Source organism: Nocardioides sp. HDW12B (assembly GCF_011299595.1).
Classification (GTDB): Bacteria; Actinomycetota; Actinomycetes; order Propionibacteriales; family Nocardioidaceae; genus Marmoricola_A.
Map to the genome: position 1 here is coordinate 267,725 of NZ_CP049867.1, position 23,542 is coordinate 291,266.

19 protein-coding genes are annotated in these 23,542 nt (G+C 71.2%); 15 read left to right on the forward strand and 4 right to left on the reverse strand.

Features of this window, described 5'->3' with window-relative positions; translation table 11 throughout:
• The first annotated feature begins 32 nt into the window (after positions 1 to 32).
• The 15 genes from G7072_RS01290 to G7072_RS01360 all read left to right on the forward strand — a co-directional run bounded on the left by G7072_RS01290 (position 33) and on the right by G7072_RS01360 (position 16,727).
• Entirely contained in the window at positions 33 to 392 is a 360-nt protein-coding gene (locus tag G7072_RS01290; protein WP_166083848.1) for an NADH-quinone oxidoreductase subunit A, read from the forward strand.
• Positions 392 to 946 (forward strand): NADH-quinone oxidoreductase subunit B, encoded by a 555-nt coding sequence (locus tag G7072_RS01295; protein ID WP_166083849.1) that lies wholly within the window; start codon positions 392 to 394, stop codon positions 944 to 946. Before G7072_RS01290 ends, G7072_RS01295 begins: the two co-directional genes overlap by 1 nt.
• On the forward strand, positions 943 to 1,671 hold the full coding sequence (locus G7072_RS01300) for an NADH-quinone oxidoreductase subunit C (RefSeq protein ID WP_166083850.1): 729 nt from the start codon (positions 943 to 945) through the stop codon (positions 1,669 to 1,671). The genes G7072_RS01295 and G7072_RS01300 overlap by 4 nt, the downstream gene beginning before the upstream one ends.
• Positions 1,671 to 3,047: an NADH-quinone oxidoreductase subunit D gene (locus G7072_RS01305; RefSeq protein ID WP_166083851.1), complete on the forward strand. Its 1,377-nt coding sequence runs from the start codon at positions 1,671 to 1,673 to the stop codon at positions 3,045 to 3,047. The genes G7072_RS01300 and G7072_RS01305 overlap by 1 nt, the downstream gene beginning before the upstream one ends.
• A complete protein-coding gene (gene nuoE / locus G7072_RS01310; protein WP_166083852.1) occupies positions 3,044 to 3,778 on the forward strand; it encodes an NADH-quinone oxidoreductase subunit NuoE in 735 nt (244 codons plus the stop codon). Before G7072_RS01305 ends, nuoE begins: the two co-directional genes overlap by 4 nt.
• The gene (gene nuoF / locus G7072_RS01315; RefSeq protein WP_206063238.1) at positions 3,775 to 5,091 is read left to right on the forward strand and encodes an NADH-quinone oxidoreductase subunit NuoF; all 1,317 of its coding nucleotides are present in this window, start codon (positions 3,775 to 3,777) and stop codon (positions 5,089 to 5,091) included. The genes nuoE and nuoF overlap by 4 nt, the downstream gene beginning before the upstream one ends.
• Positions 5,088 to 7,604: an NADH-quinone oxidoreductase subunit G gene (locus tag G7072_RS01320; protein WP_166083853.1), complete on the forward strand. Its 2,517-nt coding sequence runs from the start codon at positions 5,088 to 5,090 to the stop codon at positions 7,602 to 7,604. The genes nuoF and G7072_RS01320 overlap by 4 nt, the downstream gene beginning before the upstream one ends.
• 116 nt (positions 7,605 to 7,720) lie before the next feature.
• Positions 7,721 to 8,926, forward strand: a complete 1,206-nt coding sequence (gene nuoH, locus G7072_RS01325; RefSeq protein ID WP_240917242.1) for an NADH-quinone oxidoreductase subunit NuoH — start codon at positions 7,721 to 7,723, stop codon at positions 8,924 to 8,926.
• On the forward strand, positions 8,926 to 9,519 hold the full coding sequence (gene nuoI, locus G7072_RS01330) for an NADH-quinone oxidoreductase subunit NuoI (protein ID WP_166083854.1): 594 nt from the start codon (positions 8,926 to 8,928) through the stop codon (positions 9,517 to 9,519). The genes nuoH and nuoI overlap by 1 nt, the downstream gene beginning before the upstream one ends.
• Positions 9,519 to 10,286: an NADH-quinone oxidoreductase subunit J gene (locus tag G7072_RS01335; RefSeq protein WP_166083855.1), complete on the forward strand. Its 768-nt coding sequence runs from the start codon at positions 9,519 to 9,521 to the stop codon at positions 10,284 to 10,286. Before nuoI ends, G7072_RS01335 begins: the two co-directional genes overlap by 1 nt.
• Positions 10,283 to 10,582 (forward strand): NADH-quinone oxidoreductase subunit NuoK, encoded by a 300-nt coding sequence (nuoK, locus tag G7072_RS01340; protein WP_166083856.1) that lies wholly within the window; start codon positions 10,283 to 10,285, stop codon positions 10,580 to 10,582. The genes G7072_RS01335 and nuoK overlap by 4 nt, the downstream gene beginning before the upstream one ends.
• Positions 10,583 to 10,604: 22 nt before the next feature.
• Complete coding sequence (gene nuoL, locus G7072_RS01345; RefSeq protein ID WP_166089504.1) at positions 10,605 to 12,545, forward strand: NADH-quinone oxidoreductase subunit L; 1,941 nt, start codon at positions 10,605 to 10,607, stop codon at positions 12,543 to 12,545.
• The gene (locus tag G7072_RS01350; RefSeq protein WP_166083857.1) at positions 12,542 to 14,113 is read left to right on the forward strand and encodes an NADH-quinone oxidoreductase subunit M; all 1,572 of its coding nucleotides are present in this window, start codon (positions 12,542 to 12,544) and stop codon (positions 14,111 to 14,113) included. The genes nuoL and G7072_RS01350 overlap by 4 nt, the downstream gene beginning before the upstream one ends.
• Positions 14,110 to 15,693, forward strand: a complete 1,584-nt coding sequence (nuoN, locus tag G7072_RS01355) for an NADH-quinone oxidoreductase subunit NuoN (RefSeq protein WP_166083858.1) — start codon at positions 14,110 to 14,112, stop codon at positions 15,691 to 15,693. Before G7072_RS01350 ends, nuoN begins: the two co-directional genes overlap by 4 nt.
• Positions 15,690 to 16,727, forward strand: a complete 1,038-nt coding sequence (locus G7072_RS01360) for a polyprenyl synthetase family protein (protein WP_166083859.1) — start codon at positions 15,690 to 15,692, stop codon at positions 16,725 to 16,727. The genes nuoN and G7072_RS01360 overlap by 4 nt, the downstream gene beginning before the upstream one ends.
• 8 nt (positions 16,728 to 16,735) lie before the next feature.
• Here G7072_RS01360 and G7072_RS01365 read toward each other — a convergent pair whose 3' ends face one another.
• The 4 genes from G7072_RS01365 to rarD all read right to left on the reverse strand — a co-directional run bounded on the left by G7072_RS01365 (position 16,736) and on the right by rarD (position 23,538).
• The gene (locus tag G7072_RS01365) at positions 16,736 to 18,166 is read right to left on the reverse strand and encodes a protealysin inhibitor emfourin (protein ID WP_166083860.1); all 1,431 of its coding nucleotides are present in this window, start codon (positions 18,164 to 18,166) and stop codon (positions 16,736 to 16,738) included.
• A 140-nt stretch (positions 18,167 to 18,306) separates the two neighbouring features.
• The gene (locus G7072_RS01370; RefSeq protein WP_166083861.1) at positions 18,307 to 20,352 is read right to left on the reverse strand and encodes a PhoX family phosphatase; all 2,046 of its coding nucleotides are present in this window, start codon (positions 20,350 to 20,352) and stop codon (positions 18,307 to 18,309) included.
• Between the two features lie 116 nt (positions 20,353 to 20,468).
• The gene (locus G7072_RS01375) at positions 20,469 to 22,529 is read right to left on the reverse strand and encodes a PhoX family phosphatase (RefSeq protein WP_166083862.1); all 2,061 of its coding nucleotides are present in this window, start codon (positions 22,527 to 22,529) and stop codon (positions 20,469 to 20,471) included.
• 82 nt (positions 22,530 to 22,611) lie between these two features.
• On the reverse strand, positions 22,612 to 23,538 hold the full coding sequence (gene rarD / locus G7072_RS01380; protein WP_166083863.1) for an EamA family transporter RarD: 927 nt from the start codon (positions 23,536 to 23,538) through the stop codon (positions 22,612 to 22,614).
• Between the last annotated feature and the right edge of the window lie 4 nt (positions 23,539 to 23,542).

Sequence of the window (23,542 nt, forward strand, 5' to 3'; positions counted from 1 at the left end):
GCAGCTCACGACCTGAAGGGAGGTCCGGACAGATGGAGCTCTACGCCCCCGTGGTCGCGCTCGCCGCGCTCGCCGCGGGATTCGCGATCTTCTCGGTCGCCATCAGCGTCCTGACCGGACCGCGCCGCTACAACCGCGCCAAGCTGGACTCCTACGAGTGCGGGATCGAGCCGACCCCGCAGCCCGTGGGCGGCGGCCGGGTGCCGGTGAAGTACTACATCGTGGCGATGCTCTTCATCGTCTTCGACATCGAGATCGTCTTCCTCTACCCGTGGGCCGTGCACTTCGACGCGCTCGGCTGGTTCGGGCTCGTGGAGATGGTCATCTTCCTCGCCACCGTGTTCGTGGCGTACGCCTACGTCTGGCGACGTGGCGGATTGGAGTGGGACTGATGGGTATCGAGGAGAAGCTCCCGTCCGGGGTGCTGCTGACGACCGTCGAGGGCGTCGCCGGCTACTTCCGCAAGGCGTCGTTCTGGCCGGCCACCTTCGGCCTGGCCTGCTGCGCCATCGAGATGATGACGTCCGGCGGCCCGCGCTACGACCTCGCGCGCTACGGCATGGAGGTCTTCCGGGCCTCGCCGCGCCAGGCCGACCTGATGATCGTGGCCGGTCGGGTGAGCCAGAAGATGGCGCCCGTCCTGCGCCAGATCTACGACCAGATGGCCGAGCCGAAGTGGGTGCTCGCCATGGGCGTCTGCGCCAGCAGCGGCGGCATGTTCAACAACTACGCGATCGTCCAGGGCGTCGACCACGTCGTGCCCGTCGACATGTACCTCCCCGGCTGCCCCCCGCGCCCGGAGATGCTCATCGACGCGATCCTCAAGCTCCACGACCAGGTCCAGGCCGGCAAGATGGGCGCCCACCGCGAGAAGCAGGTCCTCGAGCTCGAGACCACCGCCCTCAACGCGCTGCCCACCTCGGAGCAGAAGGGACTGCTCCGGTGAGCGATCGGGACAGCCAGGCCGACACCTCGGGCGCCAGCACCAGCGGCCTCGCCCAGACCGGCGACCACGCCCACGACGTCGTCCGCACCCGCGAGGGCATGTTCGGCGTCCAGGGCAGCGGGGACACCTCCGGGTACGGCGGCCTCACCCAGGCCGTCGTCATGCCCGGCGGCACGCCGGCGCCGTACGGCGGCTGGTTCGACGACGTGGCGCGCGACCTGGTGCAGGGACTGTCCCAGCAGGGCATCGACGACGCGCTCGAGAAGGTCGTCGTCCACCGCGGCGAGATCACCTTCTTCATCCGCCGGGCCCGCCTGCTCGAGACCGCCCAGCTGCTCCGCGACGCCGAGACGCTGCGCTTCGAGATGTGCCTGGGCGTCAGCGGCGTGCACTTCCCCGACGAGCCCGGCCGCGAGCTGCACGCGGTCTACCCGCTGCTCTCGATGACCCACAACCGACGCATCCGGCTGGAGGTGGTGTGCCCCGACGCCGAGCCGCACATCCCCTCCGTGGTGCCGGTGTACCCGACCAACGACTGGCACGAGCGGGAGACCTACGACTTCTTCGGCATCGTCTTCGACGGCCACCCCGCCCTGACCCGGATCCAGATGCCCGACGACTGGCCCGGACACCCGCAGCGCAAGGACTATCCGCTGGGTGGCATCCCGGTGGAGTACAAGGGCGCGACGATCCCGCCGCCCGACACCCGGAGGTCGTACAACTGATGGTTTCGACAAGCTCAACCCAGGGGCGCGACGCGCAGGACCCCTACGGCGCCTCCGAGGCCGCCGGCTCGCAGACCAGCCAGGGCCGCGTCTTCACCGTCACCGGTCAGGACTGGGACTCCGTCGTGGCCGGCGTCGCCGACGAGGGCGACGACCGGGTCGTGGTCAACATGGGTCCTCAGCACCCGTCCACCCACGGCGTGCTGCGGCTCATCCTCGAGCTGGAGGGCGAGACGGTCACCGAGGCCCGCGCGGGCATCGGCTACCTCCACACCGGCATCGAGAAGAACATGGAGTTCCGCTCCTGGACGCAGGGCGTCACGTTCTGCACCCGGATGGACTACCTCGCCCCGTTCCACAACGAGCTGACCTACTGCCTCGGCGTGGAGCGGCTGCTGGGCATCGAGGACGAGATCCCCGAGGCCGCCACCGTGATGCGGGTGCTGCTCTCCGAGCTCAACCGGATCTCCTCCCACCTGGTCTGCATCGCCACCGGCGGCATGGAGATCGGCGCGCTGACGGTCATGACCATCGGCTTCCGCGAGCGCGAGCTGGTCCTCGACCTGTTCGAGACCATCACCGGCCTGCGCATGAACCACGCCTTCATCCGCCCCGGCGGCGTCGCGCAGTCCCTGCCCGACGGTGCGCTCGACCAGGTCACGGACTTCGTCAAGCTCATGAAGAAGCGGCTGCCGGAGTACGCCGCGCTCTGCAACGCCAACCCGATCTTCAAGGGCCGCCTCGTCGACGTCGGTCACCTCGACCTCGCCGGCTGCCTGGCCCTGGGCATCACCGGCCCGGCGCTGCGCTCGACCGGCTACGCCTGGGACCTGCGCAAGACCCAGCCCTACTGCGGCTACGAGGACTACGAGTTCGACGTCATCACCCGCGACAGCGCCGACGCCTACGGCCGGTTCCGGATCCGGCTCGACGAGATGTGGGAGTCGCTGCGCATCGTCGAGCAGGCCGTCGCCCGTCTCGAGGGCCTCAAGGGCGCCCCGATCATGGTCGGCGACAAGAAGATCGCGTGGCCCTCGCAGCTGAGCGTCGGCACCGACGGCATGGGCAACAGCCTCGACCACATCAAGCACATCATGGGCGAGTCCATGGAGGCCCTGATCCACCACTTCAAGCTGGTCACCGAGGGCTTCCGCGTCCCGGCGGGCCAGGCCTACGTGCCCGTGGAGTCCCCGCGCGGCGAGCTCGGCGCCCACGTCGTCTCCGACGGCGGCACCCGGCCCTACCGCGTGCACTTCCGCGACCCGTCCTTCACCAACCTGCAGGCGACCTCGGTGATGAGCGAGGGCGGCATGGTCGCCGACGTCATCGTCGCGATCGCCTCGATCGACCCCGTCATGGGAGGCGTGGACCGATGAGCACCACCGAGGGCACCACGGGCCTCACCGAGACGACGTACGCCGAGCTGCGGGAGATCGCGGCGCGCTACCCCCAGGCGCGCTCGGGGCTGCTGCCGATGCTGCACCTGGTGCAGGCGGCCGAGGGCTGCGTGACCTCCGAGGGCATCGAGGTCTGCGCGGAGATCCTGGGGATCACCGCGGCCGAGGTGGCCGGGGTGGCGACGTTCTACACGATGTACAAGCGCCGCCCGGTCGGCGACTACCACGTCGGGGTCTGCACCAACACGCTCTGCGCGGTGATGGGCGGCGACCTCATCTTCGAGCGGCTCAAGGAGCACCTCGACGTCGGCAACGACGAGACGACCACCCACGAGGAGGGTCGTCGCGACATCACCCTCGAGCACATCGAGTGCAACGCCGCGTGCGACTACGCCCCGGTGATGACGGTCAACTGGGAGTTCATGGACAACATGACCCCCGAGTCGGCGACCCGCCTGGTCGACGACCTGCGCGACGGCACCGAGGTGCGCTCGACCCGCGGGCCCCGCATCTGCACGTGGCGCGAGGCGGAGCGGGTCATCGCCGGCTTCGAGGACGGCCGTGTCGACGAGGGCCCCGCCGCCGGCGGGCCGTCGCTGCTCGGTCTGCAGATCGCCCGCGAGCGCGGCTGGACCGCGCCCGCCTCCGGCGACACCGGCTCGAACGGCTCGACTGGCTCGACTGGCTCGACTGATGGAGGCACGCAGTGACCGACCTGCTGACCCCGGTCCTCTCCGACACGTGGGACCACGAGCGCTCCTGGACCCGCGAGGTCTACGAGGCCAACGGTGGCTACCGCGCGCTGCGCAAGGCGCTCGCGATGGACCCCGACGACATCATCACCGCGGTGAAGGACTCCGGCCTGCGCGGTCGCGGCGGCGCCGGCTTCCCCACGGGCATGAAGTGGGGCTTCATCCCGCAGGACAACCCGAACCCGAAGTACCTCGTGGTCAACGCCGACGAGTCGGAGCCGGGCACCTGCAAGGACACGCCCCTGATGATGGCCGACCCGCACGTGCTGGTGGAGGGCGTGATCATCTCCTCCTACGCCATCCGTGCGAACACCGCCTTCATCTACGTGCGCGGCGAGATCCTCCACGTCATCCGCCGTCTGCGCGCCGCCGTCGCGGAGGCGTACGCCGCCGGCCACCTCGGCACGGACATCCACGGCTCGGGCTACGACCTCGACCTCGTCGTCCACGCCGGCGCCGGGGCCTACATCTGCGGCGAGGAGACGGCCCTGCTGGACTCCCTCGAGGGCCGGCGCGGCCAACCCCGCCTGCGTCCGCCGTTCCCGGCCGTGGCCGGTCTCTACGCCAGCCCGACGGTCATCAACAACGTCGAGTCGATCGCGTCAGTTCCGAGCATCGTCGACCGCGGCGCGGCGTGGTTCTCGTCGATGGGCACCGAGCGCAGCAAGGGCATGACGCTCTACTCGCTGTCGGGCCACGTGAAGAACCCGGGCCAGTTCGAGGCGCCGCTGGGCATCACGCTCCGTGAGCTGCTCGACCTCTCGGGCGGCGTCCGCGAGGGGCACGAGCTGAAGTTCTGGACCCCGGGCGGGTCCTCCACGCCGCTGCTGACTGCCGAGCACCTCGACGTCCCGCTCGACTACGAGGGCGTCGGCCAGGCGGGCTCGATGCTGGGCACGAAGGCGCTGCAGGTCTTCGACGAGACCACCTGCGTGGTCCGCGCCGTGCTGCGGTGGACCGAGTTCTACAAGCACGAGTCCTGCGGCAAGTGCACCCCGTGCCGCGAGGGCACGTGGTGGCTGGTGCAGGTGCTGGCGCGGCTGGAGAAGGGCCAGGGCACCGAGGCCGACCTCGACCAGCTCCTCGACCAGTGCGACAACATCCTCGGGCGCTCGTTCTGCGCCCTCGGTGACGGTGCGACGAGCCCCATCACGTCCTCGATCGAGTACTTCCGCGACGAGTACCTCGCCCACCTGACCCACGGCGGGTGCCCGTTCGACCCGATGAAGTCCACGCTGTTCGCAGCCGAGACGGCAGGAGCGTCCGCATGACCAGCGGGGTTTCGACAGGCTCAACCGCCGGTGGCGGACAGGTCGAGAAGGCCGACCTCGTCACCCTCACCATCGACGGCATCGAGGTCAGCGTGCCCAAGGGCACGCTGCTGATCCGGGCCGCCGAGCAGATCGGCGTGCAGATCCCGCGCTTCTGCGACCACCCGCTGCTGGCGCCGGTCGGCGCCTGCCGCCAGTGCCTGGTCGAGGTCGCGATGCCCGACCGCGAGGGCGAGCTCAAGACGATGATGGGCCCGCCCGGGCGCGTGAAGCCGCAGGCCTCCTGCACCATGGCCGTCGCCGAGGGGATGCAGGTCAAGACCCAGCTCACCTCGGCGATCGCCGACAAGTCCCAGCAGGGCGTCATGGAGGCGCTGCTGATCAACCACCCGCTCGACTGCCCGGTCTGCGACAAGGGCGGCGAGTGCCCCCTGCAGAACCAGGCCATGAGCAACGGCCGCGGCGAGACCCGCTTCAGCAAGGGCGAGGTCAAGCGCACCTTCCCCAAGCCGATCAACATCTCCGCCCAGGTGCTGCTGGACCGCGAGCGCTGCGTGCTGTGCGCGCGTTGCACCCGCTTCTCCGAGCAGATCGCCGGTGACCCCTTCATCGCGCTGATCGAGCGCGGTGCGCTGCAGCAGGTCGGCATCTACGAGAACGAGCCCTACCACTCGAACTTCTCGGGCAACGTCATCCAGATCTGCCCGGTGGGTGCGCTGACCTCGGCGTCGTACCGCTTCCGCGCACGGCCCTTCGACCTGATCTCCACCCCCTCGGTGGCCGAGCACGACTCCTGCGGCGCGGCGATCCGCGTCGACCACCGTCGCGGCAAGGTCGTGCGCCGCCTCGCCGGCAACGACCCCGAGGTCAACGAGGAGTGGATCAACGACAAGGACCGCTTCGCCTTCCGCTACGCCACCGCCGCGGACCGGCTGACCCACCCGCAGGTCCGCGACGAGACGACCGGCGAGCTCCGGGTCGCCTCGTGGCCCGAGGCCTTCGCCGTCGCTGCCCGCGGGCTCGCCGCGGCCTCTGCGGTCGGGGTCCTCACCGGCGGCCGCCTCACCCGTGAGGACGCCTACGCCTACGCAAAGTTCGCCCGCGTCTCTCTCGGCACCAACGACATCGACTTCCGCAGCCGCCCGCACACCGCGGAGGAGGCCGGCTTCCTCGCCTCGCGCGTGGCCGGCACCCCGACCACCGTGACGTACGGCGCCCTCGAGAAGGCGACCGCCGTGGTCCTGCTCGGGCTGGAGCCCGAGGAGGAGGCCGGTGCCCTCTTCCTGCGGCTGCGCAAGGCGTCGCGCTCGAGCAGCGGCGGCAAGGCTCCCCGCGTCTTCGCCGTGGCGCCCTTCACCAGCAGCGGCCTGCGCAAGCTCAAGGCGAGCGTCGTCCGCACCGCCCCCGGCGCCGAGGTCGCCGCGATCGAGCAGCTCGCCCACGACGGCGACCTCGCCCTCGACGGCGGTGGGGTCATCCTCGTCGGCGAGCGGCTCGCCCAGACCCCGGGCGCGCTGCACGCGGCCTCTGTGCTGGCCACCCAGACCGGCGCCCGCCTGGCGTGGGTCCCGGCCCGCGCCGGTGACCGCGGCGCGCTGGACGCCGGCTGCCTGCCGGGCCTCCTGCCCGGCGGCCGTCCCGTCTCCGACGCCGCGGCGCGGGTCGACGTCTCCACCGTGTGGGGCGTGCCGGTGCCCACCGGCGAGGGTCGTGACGGCGACGCGATCCTGGCCGCCGCCCGCGCCGGCGAGATCGACGCCCTGGTCGTGGGCGGGGTGGGTCTCGACGACCTCGCCGACCCGGCCGGTGCCGAGGCCGCCCTCGACGCGGCCGGCTTCGTGGTCAGCCTCGAGCTGCGCGAGAGCGCCGTCACCTCGCGCGCCGACGTCGTGCTGCCGGTGGCCCCGGTGGCCGAGAAGGCCGGCAGCTTCGTGACCTGGGAGGGACGCGTGCGTCCCTTCGTCAAGGCGCTGTCGGAGAGCAACGCGCTGCCCGACGTGCGGGTGCTGGCCGGCATCGCCGACCAGCTCGGGCGCCCGCTGGGGGTCTCCACCCCGCAGGCCGCCGCGGCCGAGCTCGACGAGCTCGGCGCCTGGGACGGAGCCCGCGCGGGCGACGACCTGGCCGACCTGGTGGCCGCGGCCCCGGCCGAGGCAGGCACCGGGCACCGGCTGGCGACCTGGAAGACGATGGTCTCCGACGGCCCGATGCAGGACGGCGACGCGGCCTACCACGCCAGCGGCCCCCGTCCGGTCGCCGTCCTCGACGAGCGCACCCTGTCCACCCTCGGCCTCGCCGAGGGTGACGGCGTCACGCTGTCGACCGCCCGTGGCTCCGTCACGCTGCCGGCCGTGGTCGGCGACGTCGAGGAGGGCGTGGTCTGGGCCCCGGCCAGCAGTGGCGGGGTGCACCTCGGGCGTGACCTCGGCGTAGGCTCCGGCGGCCGGGTGACGCTCCGGCCCGCCCCGGCAGCGGACGCACCCGTGCTCCACGACTCCCAGGAAGGACGGTGACGGGCGTGCTCGCGACCTCCCTCGCAGCCCCGGCGACGAGCGGTCTGGTCTCCCGGGCCGACGACCTGAGCTCCTTCGGGCAGGACCCCGTGTGGGTGGTGCTGCTCAAGGCGCTGATGATCTTCGTCGTCCTCGTGGTGCTCACCCTGTTCAACATCTGGTGGGAGCGGCGCGTGGTCGCGCGCATGCAGCACCGCATCGGCCCCAACATGCACGGCCCCTTCGGCCTGCTCCAGAGCCTCGCCGACGGCGTGAAGCTGGCGCTGAAGGAGGACATCATCCCGAAGTCGGCCGACAAGGTCGTCTTCATCATCGCGCCGGTGATCTCGGTGGTGCCGGCCTTCGTGGCCTTCTCGGTGATCCCGTTCGGCCCCGAGGTGACGATCCCTTTCACCGACACCGTCACCCCGCTGCAGCTGACCGACATGCCGGTGGCCGTCCTCTTCGTGCTGGCCATCGCCTCGATCGGCATCTACGGGATCGTGCTGGGCGGGTGGTCCTCGGGCTCGACGTACTCCCTGCTCGGCGGGCTGCGCAGCTCGGCGCAGATGATCTCCTACGAGGTCGCGATGGGCCTCGCGTTCGTCGCGGTCTTCCTCTACGCCGGCTCGATGTCGACCTCGGAGATCGTCGCCGCCCAGGAGGACACCTGGTTCGCCTTCTTCCTGCTGCCGTCGTTCGTGATCTACGTGATCGCGATGGTGGGGGAGACCAACCGCGCGCCCTTCGACCTCCCCGAGGCCGAGGGCGAGCTAGTCGGCGGCTTCCACACCGAGTACAGCTCGCTGAAGTTCGCGCTGTTCTTCCTCGCCGAGTACATCAACATGGCGACCGTCTCGGCCGTCGCGACCACCCTGTTCCTCGGCGGCTGGCGCGCGCCGTGGCCGATCAGCCTGTGGGACGGCGCCAACGAGGGCTACTGGCCGTTCCTGTGGTTCATGGGCAAGGTCCTCGGCTTCATCTTCTTCTTCATCTGGCTGCGCGGCAGCCTGCCCCGCCTGCGCTACGACCAGTTCATGGCGTTCGGCTGGAAGGTCCTCATCCCGATCTCGCTGGTCTGGATCGTCGCGGTGGCCACCATCCGCGCCGCCACCCTCGAGGGCGCCATCGAGCAGCGCCAGCTGCTCATCGCGGTCGGAGTCTTCGCCGCGCTGACGCTCGTGACGTTCTTCTTCGGCGGGACCGAGAAGGACGACGACGAGGACGAGCAACCCGCCTTCGACGCCTTCGCCGGCGGCTACCCGGTGCCGCCGCCGATGTCGGCCGAGGACGCCGGCTCGCGCGCGGCCCGGACCCCGACCACCACCGACCAGGAGAAGTGATGGCGACAGTCAAGGAGACCCTCTGGGACCCGATCGCCGGGTTCGGGGTGACCTTCCGGACGATGTTCCGCAAGACCGTCACCGAGCAGTACCCCAAGGAGAAGAAGGCCACCGCGCCGCGCTTCCACGGCCGGCACCAGCTGAACCGCTGGCCCGACGGGCTCGAGAAGTGCATCGGCTGCGAGCTGTGCGCCTGGGCGTGCCCCGCCGACGCGATCTACGTCGAGGGTGCCTCGAACACCGAGGACGAGCGGTTCTCGCCGGGGGAGCGCTACGGCCGCGTCTACCAGATCAACTACCTGCGCTGCATCCTGTGCGGGCTGTGCATCGAGGCCTGCCCGACGCGTGCGCTGACGATGACCAACGAGTACGAGCTGGCCGACGCCTCGCGCGCCGACCTCATCTACGAGAAGAAGGACCTGCTGGCGCCGCTGCTGCCCGGGATGGAGCAGCCGCCCCACCCGATGATGCTGGGCGAGGACGAGGGCGACTACTACCGCGGCGCCTTCCGCTCGCAGTCGCCGTCGGCCCCGGCCGACCCGGCGGCCACGGACGCCGGTGGCGGGTCGCACGAGGGCGAGGGGACGCGCTGATGCTGCTGTTCTGGGTGCTGGCCCCGATCATGGTGCTGGCCGCGCTGGGCATCCTGTTCGTCCGCAAGGCCGTCCACGCCGCGCTGCTGCTGGCCGTGGTGATGATCGGCCTCGCGCTGCTCTACCTGCTGCAGGACGCCCCGTTCCTGTTCGCCGTGCAGATCATCGTCTACACCGGCGCGATCCTCATGCTGTTCCTCTTCGTCGTCATGCTCGTCGGCGTCGACGCCTCCGACTCGCTGGTCGAGACCATCCGGGGGCAGCGGCTCGCCGCTCTCTCGGTCGGGCTCCTCTTCGGCCTCCTGCTCACGCTCGGCGTGGCCCAGGTGAGCGTCGGAGCGGTCGTCGGGCTGACCGAGGCCAACGCCGACGGCAACATCCAGGGCCTGGCGCAGCTGCTCTTCAGCCGCTACGTGTTCGCCTTCGAGACCACCAGCGCGCTGCTCATCACCGCCGCGCTCGGTGCGATGGTGCTCGCCCACCGCGAGCGCCTGACGCCGAAGCCGACGCAGGCCGACCTGGCCAAGAAGCGGATGCGTGACTACGCCGAGCACGGCAAGCACCCCGGCCCCCTGCCCAACCCCGGGGTCTTCGCCCGGCACAATGCCGTCGACACCCCGGCCCTGCTGCCGGACGGCACACCCTCGGAGCTCTCGGTCTCGCGGGTGCTCGCCGCCCGCGGCACCGTGCAGTCGCTGCCGGAGCTGGTCGACGACATCGCGGAGTTCATCACGCCCGACGGGCACGAAGGAGGGGAGCGGAAGTGAGCGCGACACCCTTCCTGGTGCTCTCGGCGATCCTGTTCACCATCGGCTGCGTCGGCGTCCTCACCCGGCGCAACGCCCTGGTGGTGTTCATGTGCGTGGAGCTGCAGCTCAACGCCTCGAACCTGGCCCTGGTGACCTTCTCCCGCACCAACGGCAACCTCGACGGCCAGATCGCGGCGTTCTTCGTCATGGTCGTGGCCGCGGCCGAGGTCGTCGTCGGGCTCGCCATCATCATGACCATCTTCCGCACGCGTCGCTCGGCCTCGGTCGACGACGCCAGCCTGCTGAAGTACTGAGAGGCACCTCGTGAACATCTCGATGGCAGCCGTCCGCCTCGCCGAGGGGGGGACCCCGGTCGTGGCGCCGACCGAGCAGGGAGGCATCTTCTTGCTGCTCTGGTTGATCATCGCGCTGCCGGCGCTCGGCGCCGCGGTCATCCTGCTGCTCGGCAACCGCCGTACGTCGGCCTGGGCCCACCTGCTGGGCACCGCCACCGTCGCCGGCTCCTTCGTCGTCGGCGTCATCGCCTTCGTCGGCCTGCTGGGCAACGACGAGAGCGAGCGCCAGGTCGGCCAGCAGCTGTGGACCTGGTTCTCCGCCGGGTCGTTCGACGCCGAGCTCGGGATCCTCTTCGACCCGCTGAGCGCGCTCTTCGTGCTGCTCATCACCGGGGTCGGCTCGCTGATCCACCTCTACTCCATCGGCTACATGGCCCACGACGAGCGGCGGGCGCGGTTCTTCGCCTACCTCAACCTCTTCGTGGCCGCGATGCTCACGCTGGTGCTGGCCGACGGCTACCTCGGCGTGTTCCTCGGCTGGGAGGGCGTCGGCCTGGCGTCGTACCTGCTCATCGGCTTCTGGCAGCACAAGACCTCGGCCGCCGTGGCCGCCAAGAAGGCCTTCGTCGTCAACCGCGTCGGTGACATCGGCCTGGCGCTCGGCACCATGCTGATGATCGCCACCTTCGGCACCGTCTCCTTCGCCGAGGTCTCCTCGATGGCCGAGGGTGCGGGGGACACCACGCTCACCGTCATCGGCCTGCTCCTGCTGCTGGCCGCCTGCGGCAAGTCGGCCCAGGTGCCGCTGCAGTCCTGGCTGCTGGACGCCATGGAGGGCCCGACCCCGGTCTCGGCCCTGATCCACGCCGCCACCATGGTCACCGCCGGCGTCTACCTCGTCGTGCGCTCCAACTTCATCTTCGAGCGCACCGAGGTCGCCCAGCACGCCGTCGCGATCGTCGGCGTCGTCACGCTGCTCGCCGGTGCGGCCATCGGGTGCGCCAAGGACGACATCAAGAAGGCCCTCGCCGGCTCGACCATGAGCCAGATCGGCTACATGATGCTCGCCGCAGGGCTCGGGGTCGCGGGCTACGCCTACGCGATCTTCCACCTGCTGACCCACGGCTTCTTCAAGGCCAACATGTTCCTCGGCGCCGGCTCCGTCATGCACGCGATGGACGACGACGTGGACATGCGCCACTACGGCGCGCTGAAGAAGGCGCTCCCGGTGACGTTCCTGACCTTCGCCATGGGCTACCTCGCGATCATCGGCTTCCCGGGCTTCTCCGGGTTCTGGTCGAAGGACAAGATCATCGAGTCGGCCTTCGGCGAGAGCCTGTGGATGGGCCTCGCCGCTCTGCTCGGTGCGGGCGTGACCGCGTTCTACATGACGCGCCTCATGCTCATGACGTTCTTCGGGGAGAAGCGCTGGGCCGAGGAGGTCCACCCGCACGAGTCGCCCAAGACCATGACCGTGCCGCTGATCGTGCTCGCCGCGCTGTCGGTGCTCGGCGGCCTGCTCTACCTCGGCGGCTGGATCAAGGACTGGCTCAAGCCGGTCGTCGGTGAGGAGGTCGAGCACTCCCTGCCGCTGCCCCCGCTGGCCTACACGCTCATCGTCACCGTGGTGGTCGCGCTCGGCGTGGCCGTCGCGTGGCTGACCGTCGGTCGCAAGGAGGTGCCGCGCACCGCGCCGACGAAGGTCTCCTTCGCCACCCGGGCCGCACGCGCCGACCTGTACGGCGACGCCTTCAACGAGGCGGTCCTCATGCGGCCGGGCAACTCGGCGGTCGACGGGATGGTCCACTTCGACGACCGCACCCTCGACCACGGGGTGGTGGACGGGACCGGGCGCGCCGCGATGGGCATGGCCGGCACCTTCCGCAAGCTCCAGAGCGGCTACGTGCGCAGCTACGCCCTGTCCGTCCTCGTCGGCGCCCTCGTCGTCACCTTCGCACTCCTGGCGGTGAGCTTCGCATGAGCGACTTCCCCTTGCTGACCCTCAGCATCCTCGTGCCCCTCGTGGGCGCGGTGGCGCTGATGTTCCTGCCCGAGCGCTCCGGCGTCGGCGCGCGCACCACGAACCTGCCCCAGACCGTGGCGCTCGGCGTCTCGCTGCTGACGCTCGTCGTGGTCGGCGTGCTGGCCGCGGGCTACGACACCGGCGCGGAGGGCTACCAGTTCTCCGAGGTCCACGAGTGGATCGGGGCCTTCGGCGCCCACTACGCCGTCGGTGTCGACGGCATCGGCCTGACGCTGATCCTGCTGACGGCCATCCTGACGCCCGTCGTCATCGCTGCCTCCTGGCGCGACGGTGACAACGGCCGGTGGTCGACGAAGTCCTTCTTCGCCTGGATGCTGGCGCTCGAGGGTCTGGCCCTCGGCACCTTCGCCGCGATCGACGTCTTCCTCTTCTACGTGCTCTTCGAGGCCACGCTGATCCCGATCTACTTCCTCATCGGCGGCTTCGGGGGGGCCAAGCGCTCCTACGCCGCGGTGAAGTTCCTGATCTTCAGCCTCCTCGGCGGCCTCGTCATGCTGGCCTCGGTCATCGGCCTCTACGTCGAGTCCGCAGGGTCCGACGGCGGACCGACGTACCTGCTCACCGAGCTGGTGCCGATCATGGCCGAGGCCGACACCGGCTACGCCCGCTGGCTGTTCGTGGGCTTCTTCTTCGCCTTCGCCACCAAGGCGCCGATGGTGCCGGTGCACACCTGGCTGCCCGACGCCGCCGACGAGGCGACCCCGGGCACCTCGGTGCTGCTGGTCTCGATCCTCGACAAGATCGGCACCTTCGGCATGATGCGCTTCTGCCTCGGGCTCTTCCCGGAGGCCTCGCAGTGGGCCACCCCGGTGGTGCTCGTGCTCGCGGTCGTCAGCGTCCTGTACGGCGGCCTCGTCGCGATCAACCAGCGCAGCATCCCGCGCCTGATCGCCTACACCTCGGTGTCGCACTTCGGCTTCATCGTGCTGGGCATCTTCGTGTTCAACAGCGCCGGCCAGACCGGCTCGCTGCTCTACATGTTCAACCACGGTCTCTCGACCGGCGTGCTGTTCCTCGTCACCGGCTTCCTCATCAGCCGGGGCGGGTCGAGGCTGATCCCCGACTACGGCGGCGTGCAGAAGGTCGCACCGGTGCTGGCCGGTGTCTTCCTCGTCGGCGGCCTGTCGTCGCTGTCGCTGCCGGGCCTGTCGCCGTTCGTCTCGGAGTACCTCGTCATGACGGGGGCCTTCCTCTACGACTGGTGGTACGCCGTCTTCGCGGTGCTCGGCATCGTGATCGCGGCGCTCTACATCCTGCTCATGTTCCAGCGCACGATGACCGGTCCGCTGCGACCGAGCCTCGCGACGATGCCGGACCTGAACCGCCGTGAGGTGGCCGCGCTGGCGCCGCTGCTGGTGCTGATCGTGGCCCTCGGCTTCTACCCCAAGCCCCTGATCGACGTCATCGAGCCCGCCGTGGAGACCACGCTGAGCCAGGTCGGCGTTTCCGACCCGGCGCCGGCCGTGGACGAGTCCTCCGCAGCGACCGAGGAGAGCGGCGAATGAGCGAGTTCCAGACCCCCTCGATCGACTACGCGGCCGTCTCGCCGCTGCTGATCGTGTTCGGCTTCGCGCTGCTGGGCGTCATCGTCGAGGCGTTCGCGCCGCGGCGGGTGCGCTATGCCGTGCAGTCGGTCCTGACGCTGGTCGGCCTCGCCGCCGCCTTCGCCGCCACCGTCTGGGTGGCCACCGACCTGACCGAGCGGGCCGACGGTGCGGCCTACGGCTCCCTGGTGGCCGAGGGCGCCATCGCCGTCGACGGTCCCTCGGTGTTCCTGTGGGGCACCCTGCTGGTGCTGTCGTTCACGAGCGCGATGCTCTTCGCCGAGCGCCACCTCGACGGCGGCCTCACGGCCTTCGCCGGCCAGGCCGCCGCCCTGCCGGGCACCGAGGCCGAGCGCCAGGCCTCCACCAAGGGCCTCGAGCACACCGAGGTCTACCCGCTGATGCTCTTCGCCGTCGGCGGCATGATGCTCTTCGCCTCGGCCAACGACCTGCTGACGATGTTCGTCGCCCTCGAGGTCTTCTCGCTGCCGCTCTACCTGCTCTGCGGGCTGGCGCGCCGTCGCCGACTGCTGAGCCAGGAGGCGGCGATGAAGTACTTCCTCCTCGGCGCCTTCAGCTCCGGTTTCTTCCTCTACGGCATCGCGCTGACCTACGGCTACGCCGGCACCACCAGCCTGGCCGGCATCGCCGAGGCGGTCGACGGCCGCATCGGCGCCGACGCGCTGCTGCTGGCCGGCATCGGCCTGATGGCGGTCGGCCTGCTGTTCAAGGTCGGCGCCGCGCCGTTCCACGCGTGGACCCCTGACGTCTACCAGGGCGCCCCGACCGCGGTGACCGCCTTCATGGCCGCGTGCACCAAGATCGCCGCCTTCGGGGCGCTGCTGCGGCTCTTCTACGTCGCCTTCGGTGCCGCCGAGTCCGACTGGACGCCGATGATCTGGATCGTCGCGATCCTCACCATGGCCGTCGGCTCGGTGCTGGCGCTGGCGCAGTCGGACATCAAGCGGATGCTGGCCTACTCCTCCATCGCGCACGCCGGCTTCCTGCTGGTGGGCTTCGTGGGGCTGCACCAGACCAACGGCAACGACATCTCCTCGCTGCAGGCGGTGCTGTTCTACCTCGTCACCTACGGCTTCATGACGGTCGGCGCCTTCGGCATCGTCACGCTCGTGCGCGACGCCGGCGGCGAGACCAACGACCTGTCCCGCTGGGCGGGCCTGGGCAAGGAGTCGCCGCTCGTGGCCGGCGCCTTCACGTTCTTCCTGCTGGCCATGGCCGGGATCCCGCTCACCAGCGGCTTCACCGGCAAGTGGGCCGTCTTCACCTCCGCCGCCCAGGGCGGTGCCTGGCCGCTCGTCGTGGTCGCCGTGGTCCTCAGCGCGGTGGCGGCGTTCTTCTACGTGCGCGTCATCGTGCTCATGTACTTCTCCGACCCGGTCGGGGCCGGACCCTCGGTGGCAACGCCGAGCGTGCTGACCGCCACGGTCATCGGCGTCGGCCTGGCCGCCACGGTGCTGCTCGGCATCGTCCCCGGACCGGTCCTGGACCTCGCCGGACAGGCCGGGGCCTTCGTCCGATGACCGACACCACCGCCGGCGGGCCGCTGCCCGCGCTGGCGCTGCCGGTGCTCGACCCCGCGCTCGCGGAGCGGCTGGTGGCGCGCATGGCGCAGGTGGAGGAGCGGCTCGAGCGTGAGATCACCTCGGAGGCCGACTTCATCACCGTGGCCTGCCGGCACCTGCTGCACGCCGGGGGCAAGCGGATCCGTCCGCTGCTGGTGCTCATGGCCGCCGAGACCGGCGGGTCGGCCGCGGTGCCGGCCGACGCGGGCGACGACCCGGTCCTGACCGCGGCCTGCGTGGTGGAGCTGACCCACCTGGCCTCGCTCTACCACGACGACGTCATGGACGAGGCGCTGCTGCGACGCGGCGCCCAGTCGTCCAACGCCCGGTGGGACAACCACGTGTCGATCCTGGCGGGGGACTGGCTGTTCTCGAAGTCCTCGGAGCTGACCGCCGACCTCGGGGCCGACGCGGTCCGGATCCAGGCCCAGACCTTCTCCCGGCTGGTCGAGGGGCAGATCCTCGAGACCCTGCCCGCGGAGACCGCCGAGGGCGCGCTGGAGCACCACCTGCGGGTGATCGGCGGCAAGACCGGCTCCCTGATCGCCACGTCGGCGCGCTACGGCGCGATGTTCGGCGGCGCCTCCGACGAGGTCACCGCCGCGCTCACCGAGTACGGCGAGATGGTCGGCGTCGCCTTCCAGCTCAGCGACGACATCCTCGACATCGCCAGCGACAGCGTCGAGTCCGGCAAGACGCCCGGCACCGACCTGCGCGAGGGCGTGCCGACGCTGCCGATGCTCTACGCCCTGGCCACCGATGGCCCCGAGGACGCCCGGCTGCGCGAGCTGCTCGGTCGGCCGTTGACCGACGACGGCGAGCACGCCGAGGCCCTCGCCCTGCTGCGGGCCCACCCGGCGATGGACCAGGCCCGGTCCTACGTCCTCGACCTGGCCCGGCGGGCGAGCGGGCGGCTCGACGTGCTCCCGGCCGGACCGGTCCGCGACGCCCTGGTCGCCTTCGCCGACCTCATCGCCACCCGCACCACCTGAGGATCGGCTCAGGAGTCGAGGACGATCGCGGCGAGGCGGCGCACGTCGTCGTCGAGGAGCGTCTCGGAGGCCTGGAAGCGCGCTCCGGCGCAGTCGAACTCGTAGACGTACTGGTCGGCGCCCGTCGGGGGCGTGCCGGCGGCCCGCTGCTCCAGCGCGGTGAAGTCGATGCGCTCGAGCAGCCCGGCGACCTCGCCGGCGCGCGGGTCGTCGGAGTCGAGCTCGACGGCCCCGCGCTGCACCATCCCGGCGAAGCCGCCCGAGCGGGTGACCGCGACCGTGCGGGTGTCGCCGCCGACCGGACCGGCCGGTGACGGCGTCGAGGCGGCGTCGGGCGTCACGCCGACCTGGGTCCAGGCGGTGGTGACGGCGTCGGCCTGCTCACCGGCGGCGGCCACGGTCGCGGCGGCGAAGCGGGCGAAGTCGGCAGTCGCCGGCACCCCCGACGTCAGCGCGGCGAACCAGATGCGCCCGGCCCCCTCCCAGGCCGTCCCCCCGATCGCGGTCGCGGCGAGCTGGAAGGCCTTGTTGGGGATGCCGGAGTTGATGTGGACCCCGCCGTTGTCGTCGGTGGTCTCGACGTAGTCGTCCATGTGCCCCGGCTGCGGGTCGCGCCCCAGCCGGGGGTCGTCGTACGCCGTGCCCGGCGCGACCATCGAGCGCAGCGCCACGCCCTGGACCCCGGCGACGAAGATGCCCTCACCGATGAGCCAGTCGCCGTCGGCGGCGTCCTGGCCCAGCAGCCGCTGCTTCACGCAGGCGCCCACGACGTCGGACATCGACTCGTTGAGGGCGCCGGACTGGCCGGAGTAGACGAGACCGGCGGTGTACTGCGTCAGGGCGTGGGCGAGCTCGTGGCCCAGCACGTCGACGGGCTCGGTGAAGCGGCCGAAGAGCACCCCGTCGCCGTCGCCGAAGACCAGCTGGGTGCCGTCCCAGAACGCGTTGGCGTAGTCCTGGCCGTAGTGCACGGTCGCCACGGCGGTGGCCCCGTCACCGTCGTAGGAGCTGCGACCCCAGTCGGAGAGCAGCGCCTGGGTGGCCTCGAGGCCCACCGCGGCCTCGTCGACCGCGACGTCGCCGCTCTCCGGGTCACCGGGGCTGCGCACCAGCTCACCCGGCAGCGTCTCGGTGCCGTCGGCGTCGTGCACCTGCCACGCCGGGCCGGGGGCGGCGTCCGGGGTGGCGCGGCGGTGGGTCCCGCTCGCGGCGCGCTGGTCGCGGAAGCCGGAGTCGACGCGCAGCATCCGCTCGCCGAGCTCCACCAGCACCGGTTCGTCGGCCTCGGTCAGCCGGCGCAGCAGGTGGGGCGGCACGATCGAGCAGACCGCAGGAGCAGCGGCGGGGTGGAGGCGAGCAGCGGAGCGGGGCGGGGCCGAGGAGGGGCGAGCGGCCGAGGGGCGGGGCGGGGTGGAGGAGCGGGGCGGGGTGGAGGTCATGCTCCGACCCTCACCCCGACCCCCGACACTCCACAACCCCCACCCCCATGTAACGCGGGGTTATGGACGCCGACCAAGGCGCAGAACCCTGGGGAGGCGTCCACAACCCGCGTTCACATGGCAACTGCGGTCGGGGGACCTCAGCCCTGGTAGGCGGTCACCACCGACGGGCGCGGGAAGGTCCCGGTGGGCCAGGTGCTGATCGGGGTCTCGAACGTCGCACCGTCGTCCTCGCCCGGGTGCTGCACGGCGACGAAGACCGTCTTCTGGTCGCGGGTGATGACCGGCCCGCAGGTCTCCGCGCCCGGCGGCACGGTGAGGAACTGCAGCACCTGGCCCCGCCGGGCCCCGGCGGTGGGCACCCGGAAGAGGCCGTCGTTGGACCCGAGCTTGTTGCCGTCGGTGGAGACCCACAGGTTGCCCTCGACGTCGAAGGCGACGTTGTCCGGGCAGCTGATCGGGCTCACCTCGTCGGGGTCGTAGCCGGCGAAGTAGGTCTCGGGTGCGTCCGGGTCGCCGCACACGAGCATGAGCCGCCAGTCGAAGACGGGCCGGTCGTGGTCGCCGTTGCGGGCGACCATCTCCAGCACGTAGCCGTTGCGGTTGCCGTTCGCGGGCTCCAGCTCGGAGCCGAGCGAGTCGCGGACCATGGACTCCGCCAGCGGGTTGGCCTCGTCGACGGGGTCGGTGCTGCCGCGCTCGTCGTTGTTGGTCAGGCAGGCGTAGACGCGGCCGTTGACCGGGTTGACGTCGACGTCCTCGGGCCGGTCCATCCGGGTCGGGGCGACCTTGTCGGCGGCCAGCCTGGTGTCGATGAGGACGTCGGCCACCGACATCCCCTCGACGAAGGACTCGGTGTCGCTGCACAGCGGGACCCAGCGCCCCACGCCGTCGTACTCGGGGGCGAGGTCCGGCGCCTCGTCGGTCAGCCGGCCGACGTAGAGCGTGCCCCGCGTCAGCAGCCGCATGTTCTGCCGCTTCGCCTTCGCGGTCCGAGCCGTGCGCACCCGGTCGGCGGAGACGAATTTGTAGAGGTACTCGCCCTTCTCGTCGTCGCCCATGTAGGCCACCGCGTGGCCGGAGTCGGAGACCACCACGTTGGCGCCCTCGTGCTTGAAGCGGCCCAGCATCGTGTGCTTGCGGGGCGTCGACTTCTTGTCGAACGGGTCGACCTCGACGATCCAGCCGAACCGGAACGCCTCGTGCGGCTCCTCGCTGAGGTCGAATCGCGGGTCGATCGACCCCCAGCCGCGCTCGGCCTCGGCCTGGAAGCCGTAGCGGGCGTACGACGCGGCGTACTCGGCGGGCAGGGTGCCCTCGCTGGCCTCGAAGTACTGGTCGATGTTCTCCTCGCCCGACAGCACGGTGCCCCACGGCGTGACGCCGCCGGAGCAGTTGTTGAGCGTGCCCAGCACGGTGCGGCCCTGGGGATCGGCGCTCGTGCGCATGCGCCGCGTGCCCGCGGCCGGTCCGTCGACCCGGAACGGCGTGCTCGTGTGGAAGCGCCGGTTGTAGGGGTTGTCGAGCCCCGCCACCTTCCACGAGCCGGCGCGGCCGCCGCGACGCAGCTTGACCACCGACAGGCCGTGCGAGGCCATCTCGATGCGCTTCTTCGTGTCCTCGTCGTAGTCACCGTCGGAGGGGAACATCAGCTCCGGGTTCGTGTACTCGTGGTTGCTGAACATCACCGCGGTGTCGCGGCGCAGCGGTAGTACGGCGAGGAAGTCGTTGTTGTAGCCGAACTGCCGTCGCGCCCTGGCCGGCGTCTGGGCGTCGACGTCGAACGCCGGCGTGCCGGGGAGGATCGGGTCGCCCCAGGAGATGACGATGTCGCTGCGGAAGCCGGCGGGCACGGTGACCCGGTCGCGCACGTTGGGCGGGACCGGCGAGAACCGCACCGTCCCCATGGTCGCCCCCGCCCGACGCTGCGCGGGCGCCGCAGCGGGAGCGGCGGCCGCGGGGGAGGGCAGGCCGAGGACGAGGGCACCCGCACCGGCGGCGGCACCGCCCAGCACGGCGCGGCGCGCGATCGCACGCGTCGCGATGTCGGAGAACTCGGGGTTGTCGGTCGTGTTGGGCAGCGGCTTGTCGCAGGCGTCGCCGCAGCGGTAGTGGCACGTCATCCGGCTGCGGGAGCCGTGGCGGGGGCCGGTGGGGTCCGAGAGGAGCGGCAGATATGTCGTCATCGTCCGACTCTGTACCTGAGACGCCCGTCACACAAGCACCGCGAGGAATCGGTCGCCCCACGAGCGACGCCCACGCCCCGGGGGACAAGGCGTGGGCGTCTGGGTGATGGGGCGGGTCAGGAGCGGTACTGCACCGTCACCGAGGGCCGCGGGAAGCCGTCGCTGTGCGGCCAGGTGCTGGCCGGCGACTCGAACGTCGCGCCGTTCACCTCGCCGGGGTGCTGCACCGCGACGAACACCGTGCGGTCGTCGGCGGAGATGAAGGGCCCGCAGGTCTCCGCGCCGACAGGGACGGTGAGGAACTGCTTGACCTCGCCCCGGCGCGGGCCCGCGACCGGGACGCGGAACAGCCCGTCGTTCGAGCCGAGGACGTTGCCGTCGGTCGAGACCCACAGGTTGCCGGCGCGGTCGAAGGCGACGTTGTCGGGGCAGCTGATGGGGCTGACCTTGTCCTTGGGGAACCCGCCGAAGTAGGTCTCCGGCGCCTCGGGGTCCCCGCACACGAGCAGCAGCTGCCAGCGGAAGCCGGTCCGGGCGTGGTCGCCCCGGGTCGGTGTGATCTCCAGGACGTAGCCGTTGCGGTTGCCCGAGGCGGGGGTCAGCGCGGCTCCCGGAGAGGTCCGGACCATGCTGCTGCCGATCGGGTTCGCCTCGTCGACCGGGTACGCCGTACCGCGGTTGCTGTTGTTGGTCAGCGCGCAGTAGACCTTGCCGTTGACCGGGTTGACCTCGACGTCCTCGGGGCGGTCCATGCGGGTGGGCGCGACCTTGTCGGCGGCCAGGCGGGTGTCGATGAGCACGTCGGCGACGCTCATGCCGTCGACGAACGACTCGGTGTCGCTGGTGAGCGGGATCCACTCGCCGGTGCCGTCGTACTCCGGCGCCGCGTCGGGGGCCTCGTCGCTGAAGCGGGCGACGTAGAGGGTGCCCTCGGTCAGCAGCGTCATGTTGTGGCGCTTGGCGCGGGCGGTGCGGCGCCGGTCCATCTTCTTCCTGCTGACGAACTTGTAGAGGTAGTCGCCGCGCTCGTCGTCGCCGGTGTAGGCGACCACGCGCCCGTCGTCGGCGATCGCGATGTTGGCACCCTCGTGCTTGAGCCGCCCGAGCATCGTGTGCTTGCGGGGCGTCGAGCTGCGGTCGTAGGGGTCGACCTCGACGACCCAGCCGAAGCGGAAGGGCTCGTTCGGCTCACGGTCGAGGTCGAAGCGCTCGTCGACCGTGCTGCACTTGCGCTCGCTGACCGGCACGATGCCGTAGCGGGTGTACGAGGGGGCCTGCGCCGCGGGCAGCGTGCCGCTGCTCGCCTCGAAGTACTGGTTGAAGTTCTCTTCGCCCGACAGCACCGTGCCCCAAGGTGTCAGCCCGCCGGCGCAGTTGTTCAGCGTGCCCAGCACGGTGCGGCCGGTCGGGGCGGCGCTGGTGCGCAGGCGCTCGTCCCCGGCGGCCGGGCCGTCGAGCTCGAACGGCGTGGCGAGGTGGATGCGGCGGTTGTAGGCGTTGGCGCGGCTGCTGACCTTGTAGGCCCCGGGGCGGCGGTGGCGCTCGATCTTGACCACCGACATGCCGTGGGAGGCCATCGCGATGCGCTTGATCTCCTCGCCGTCGTAGCCGGCGGGGAACATCAGCGCCTCGTCGGTGTACTCGTGGTTGCACACCATGAGGAAGGCGTCACGGCGCAGCGGGAGCACCCCGACGTAGTCGTTGTTGTAGCCGAACTGTTGCTGGGCCTTCTCCGGCGTCTGGGCCTCCACGTCGAAGGCCGGTGCGTCCTTGGTGACCGGGTCGCCCCAGCGGATCAGGACGTCGCTGCGGAAGCCGGGGGGAACGGTCACGGCGTCGGCCTTGTTCGGCGCGACGGAGGCGAACGGCGTACGGCTCAGCGGGGCGCCGGGACCGGTGGCCCCTCCGGCTCGGGCGGTGGGCGCGGCGGCGGCAGGCTCGGCGAGCGCGGCACCGACGACGATCGCGCCGGCACCGGCGGCGCCGGCCTTGAGCACGGACCGGCGGGCGAACGCGCGCCGCGCCACGGTCGCGAACTCGGTGTGGTCGGTCGGGTTCGGCACCGGCTTGTCGCAGGCGTTGCCGCACTTGTAGGCACAGGTCATCAGGCTGCGGGAGCCGTGGCGCGTGGTCGCGGCGTCCGAGACGTTCGGGAGCAGAGGGAGGTAGGTGGTCATGCCCCGACCCTCTGATTCCCGGCTGCCCGGCAGGTTCACGTCACCTGAACCCCCGGTGAACGCCTGTCGTTCGCCCGGAGGTTCAGGCGCCGGAGGCCCCGACCTGCAGCTCGGAGAGCCGGTCGCCGGGGACACGACGACGCCGGTGGCGCACCGAGTCGAGGGTGAACAGCGCGAGCGCGAGCCAGATGGCGGCGAAGGCCAGCCACCGCGCGGTCGGCATCTCCTCGCCGTAGAGGAACACCCCGATCACGAAGTGCAGGGTCGGGGTGCCGTACTGCAGCAGCCCCAGCGTGGTCAGCGGCACCCGGGTCGCGGCGCCGCCGAAGCAGATCAGCGGCAGCGCGGTCACCAGCCCGCTCGTGGTCAGCAGCAGCAGGTGCCACGGCCAGTCCTCGAGGGACTGCGCCTGACCGGCCGCACCGAGCCACCACAGGTAGCCGAGCGCCAGCGGTACGACGAGCAGGGTCTCGACGGTGAGCCCCTCGACCGCCCCGACGTCGGCCTTCTTGCGGACCAGCCCGTAGCCGGCGAAGGAGAAGGCCAGCGTGAGGGCGATCCACGGCGGCGACCCGAGGGCGAGCGTCAGCCCGGTCACGGCGGCGGCGGCGATGGCCAGCGCGAGCCACTGGGTGCGGCGCAGCCGCTCGCCGAGGACGAGCACGCCCGCGAGCACGGTCACCAGCGGGTTGATGAAGTAGCCGAGGCTGACCTCGACCACCTGCCCGCTGTTCACGCCGTAGATGAACATGCCCCAGTTGACGGAGATCAGCACCGCGGCGAGCATCAGCAGCCACCGGGTGCGCGCCGAGCGCAGCATCGCGCGCACGCGCCGGCCGCGGCGCAGCAGCACGACCAGCAGCACCATGACGAGCGCCGACCACGTCACCCGGTGGGCCAGCAGCTCCACGGCACCGGCGGGCTCGAGCAGCGGCCAGTAGAGGGGGAAGAGCCCCCACAGCGCGTAGGCGGCGACGCCGAGCAGGAATCCCTTACGTCGCTCGTCCACTCAG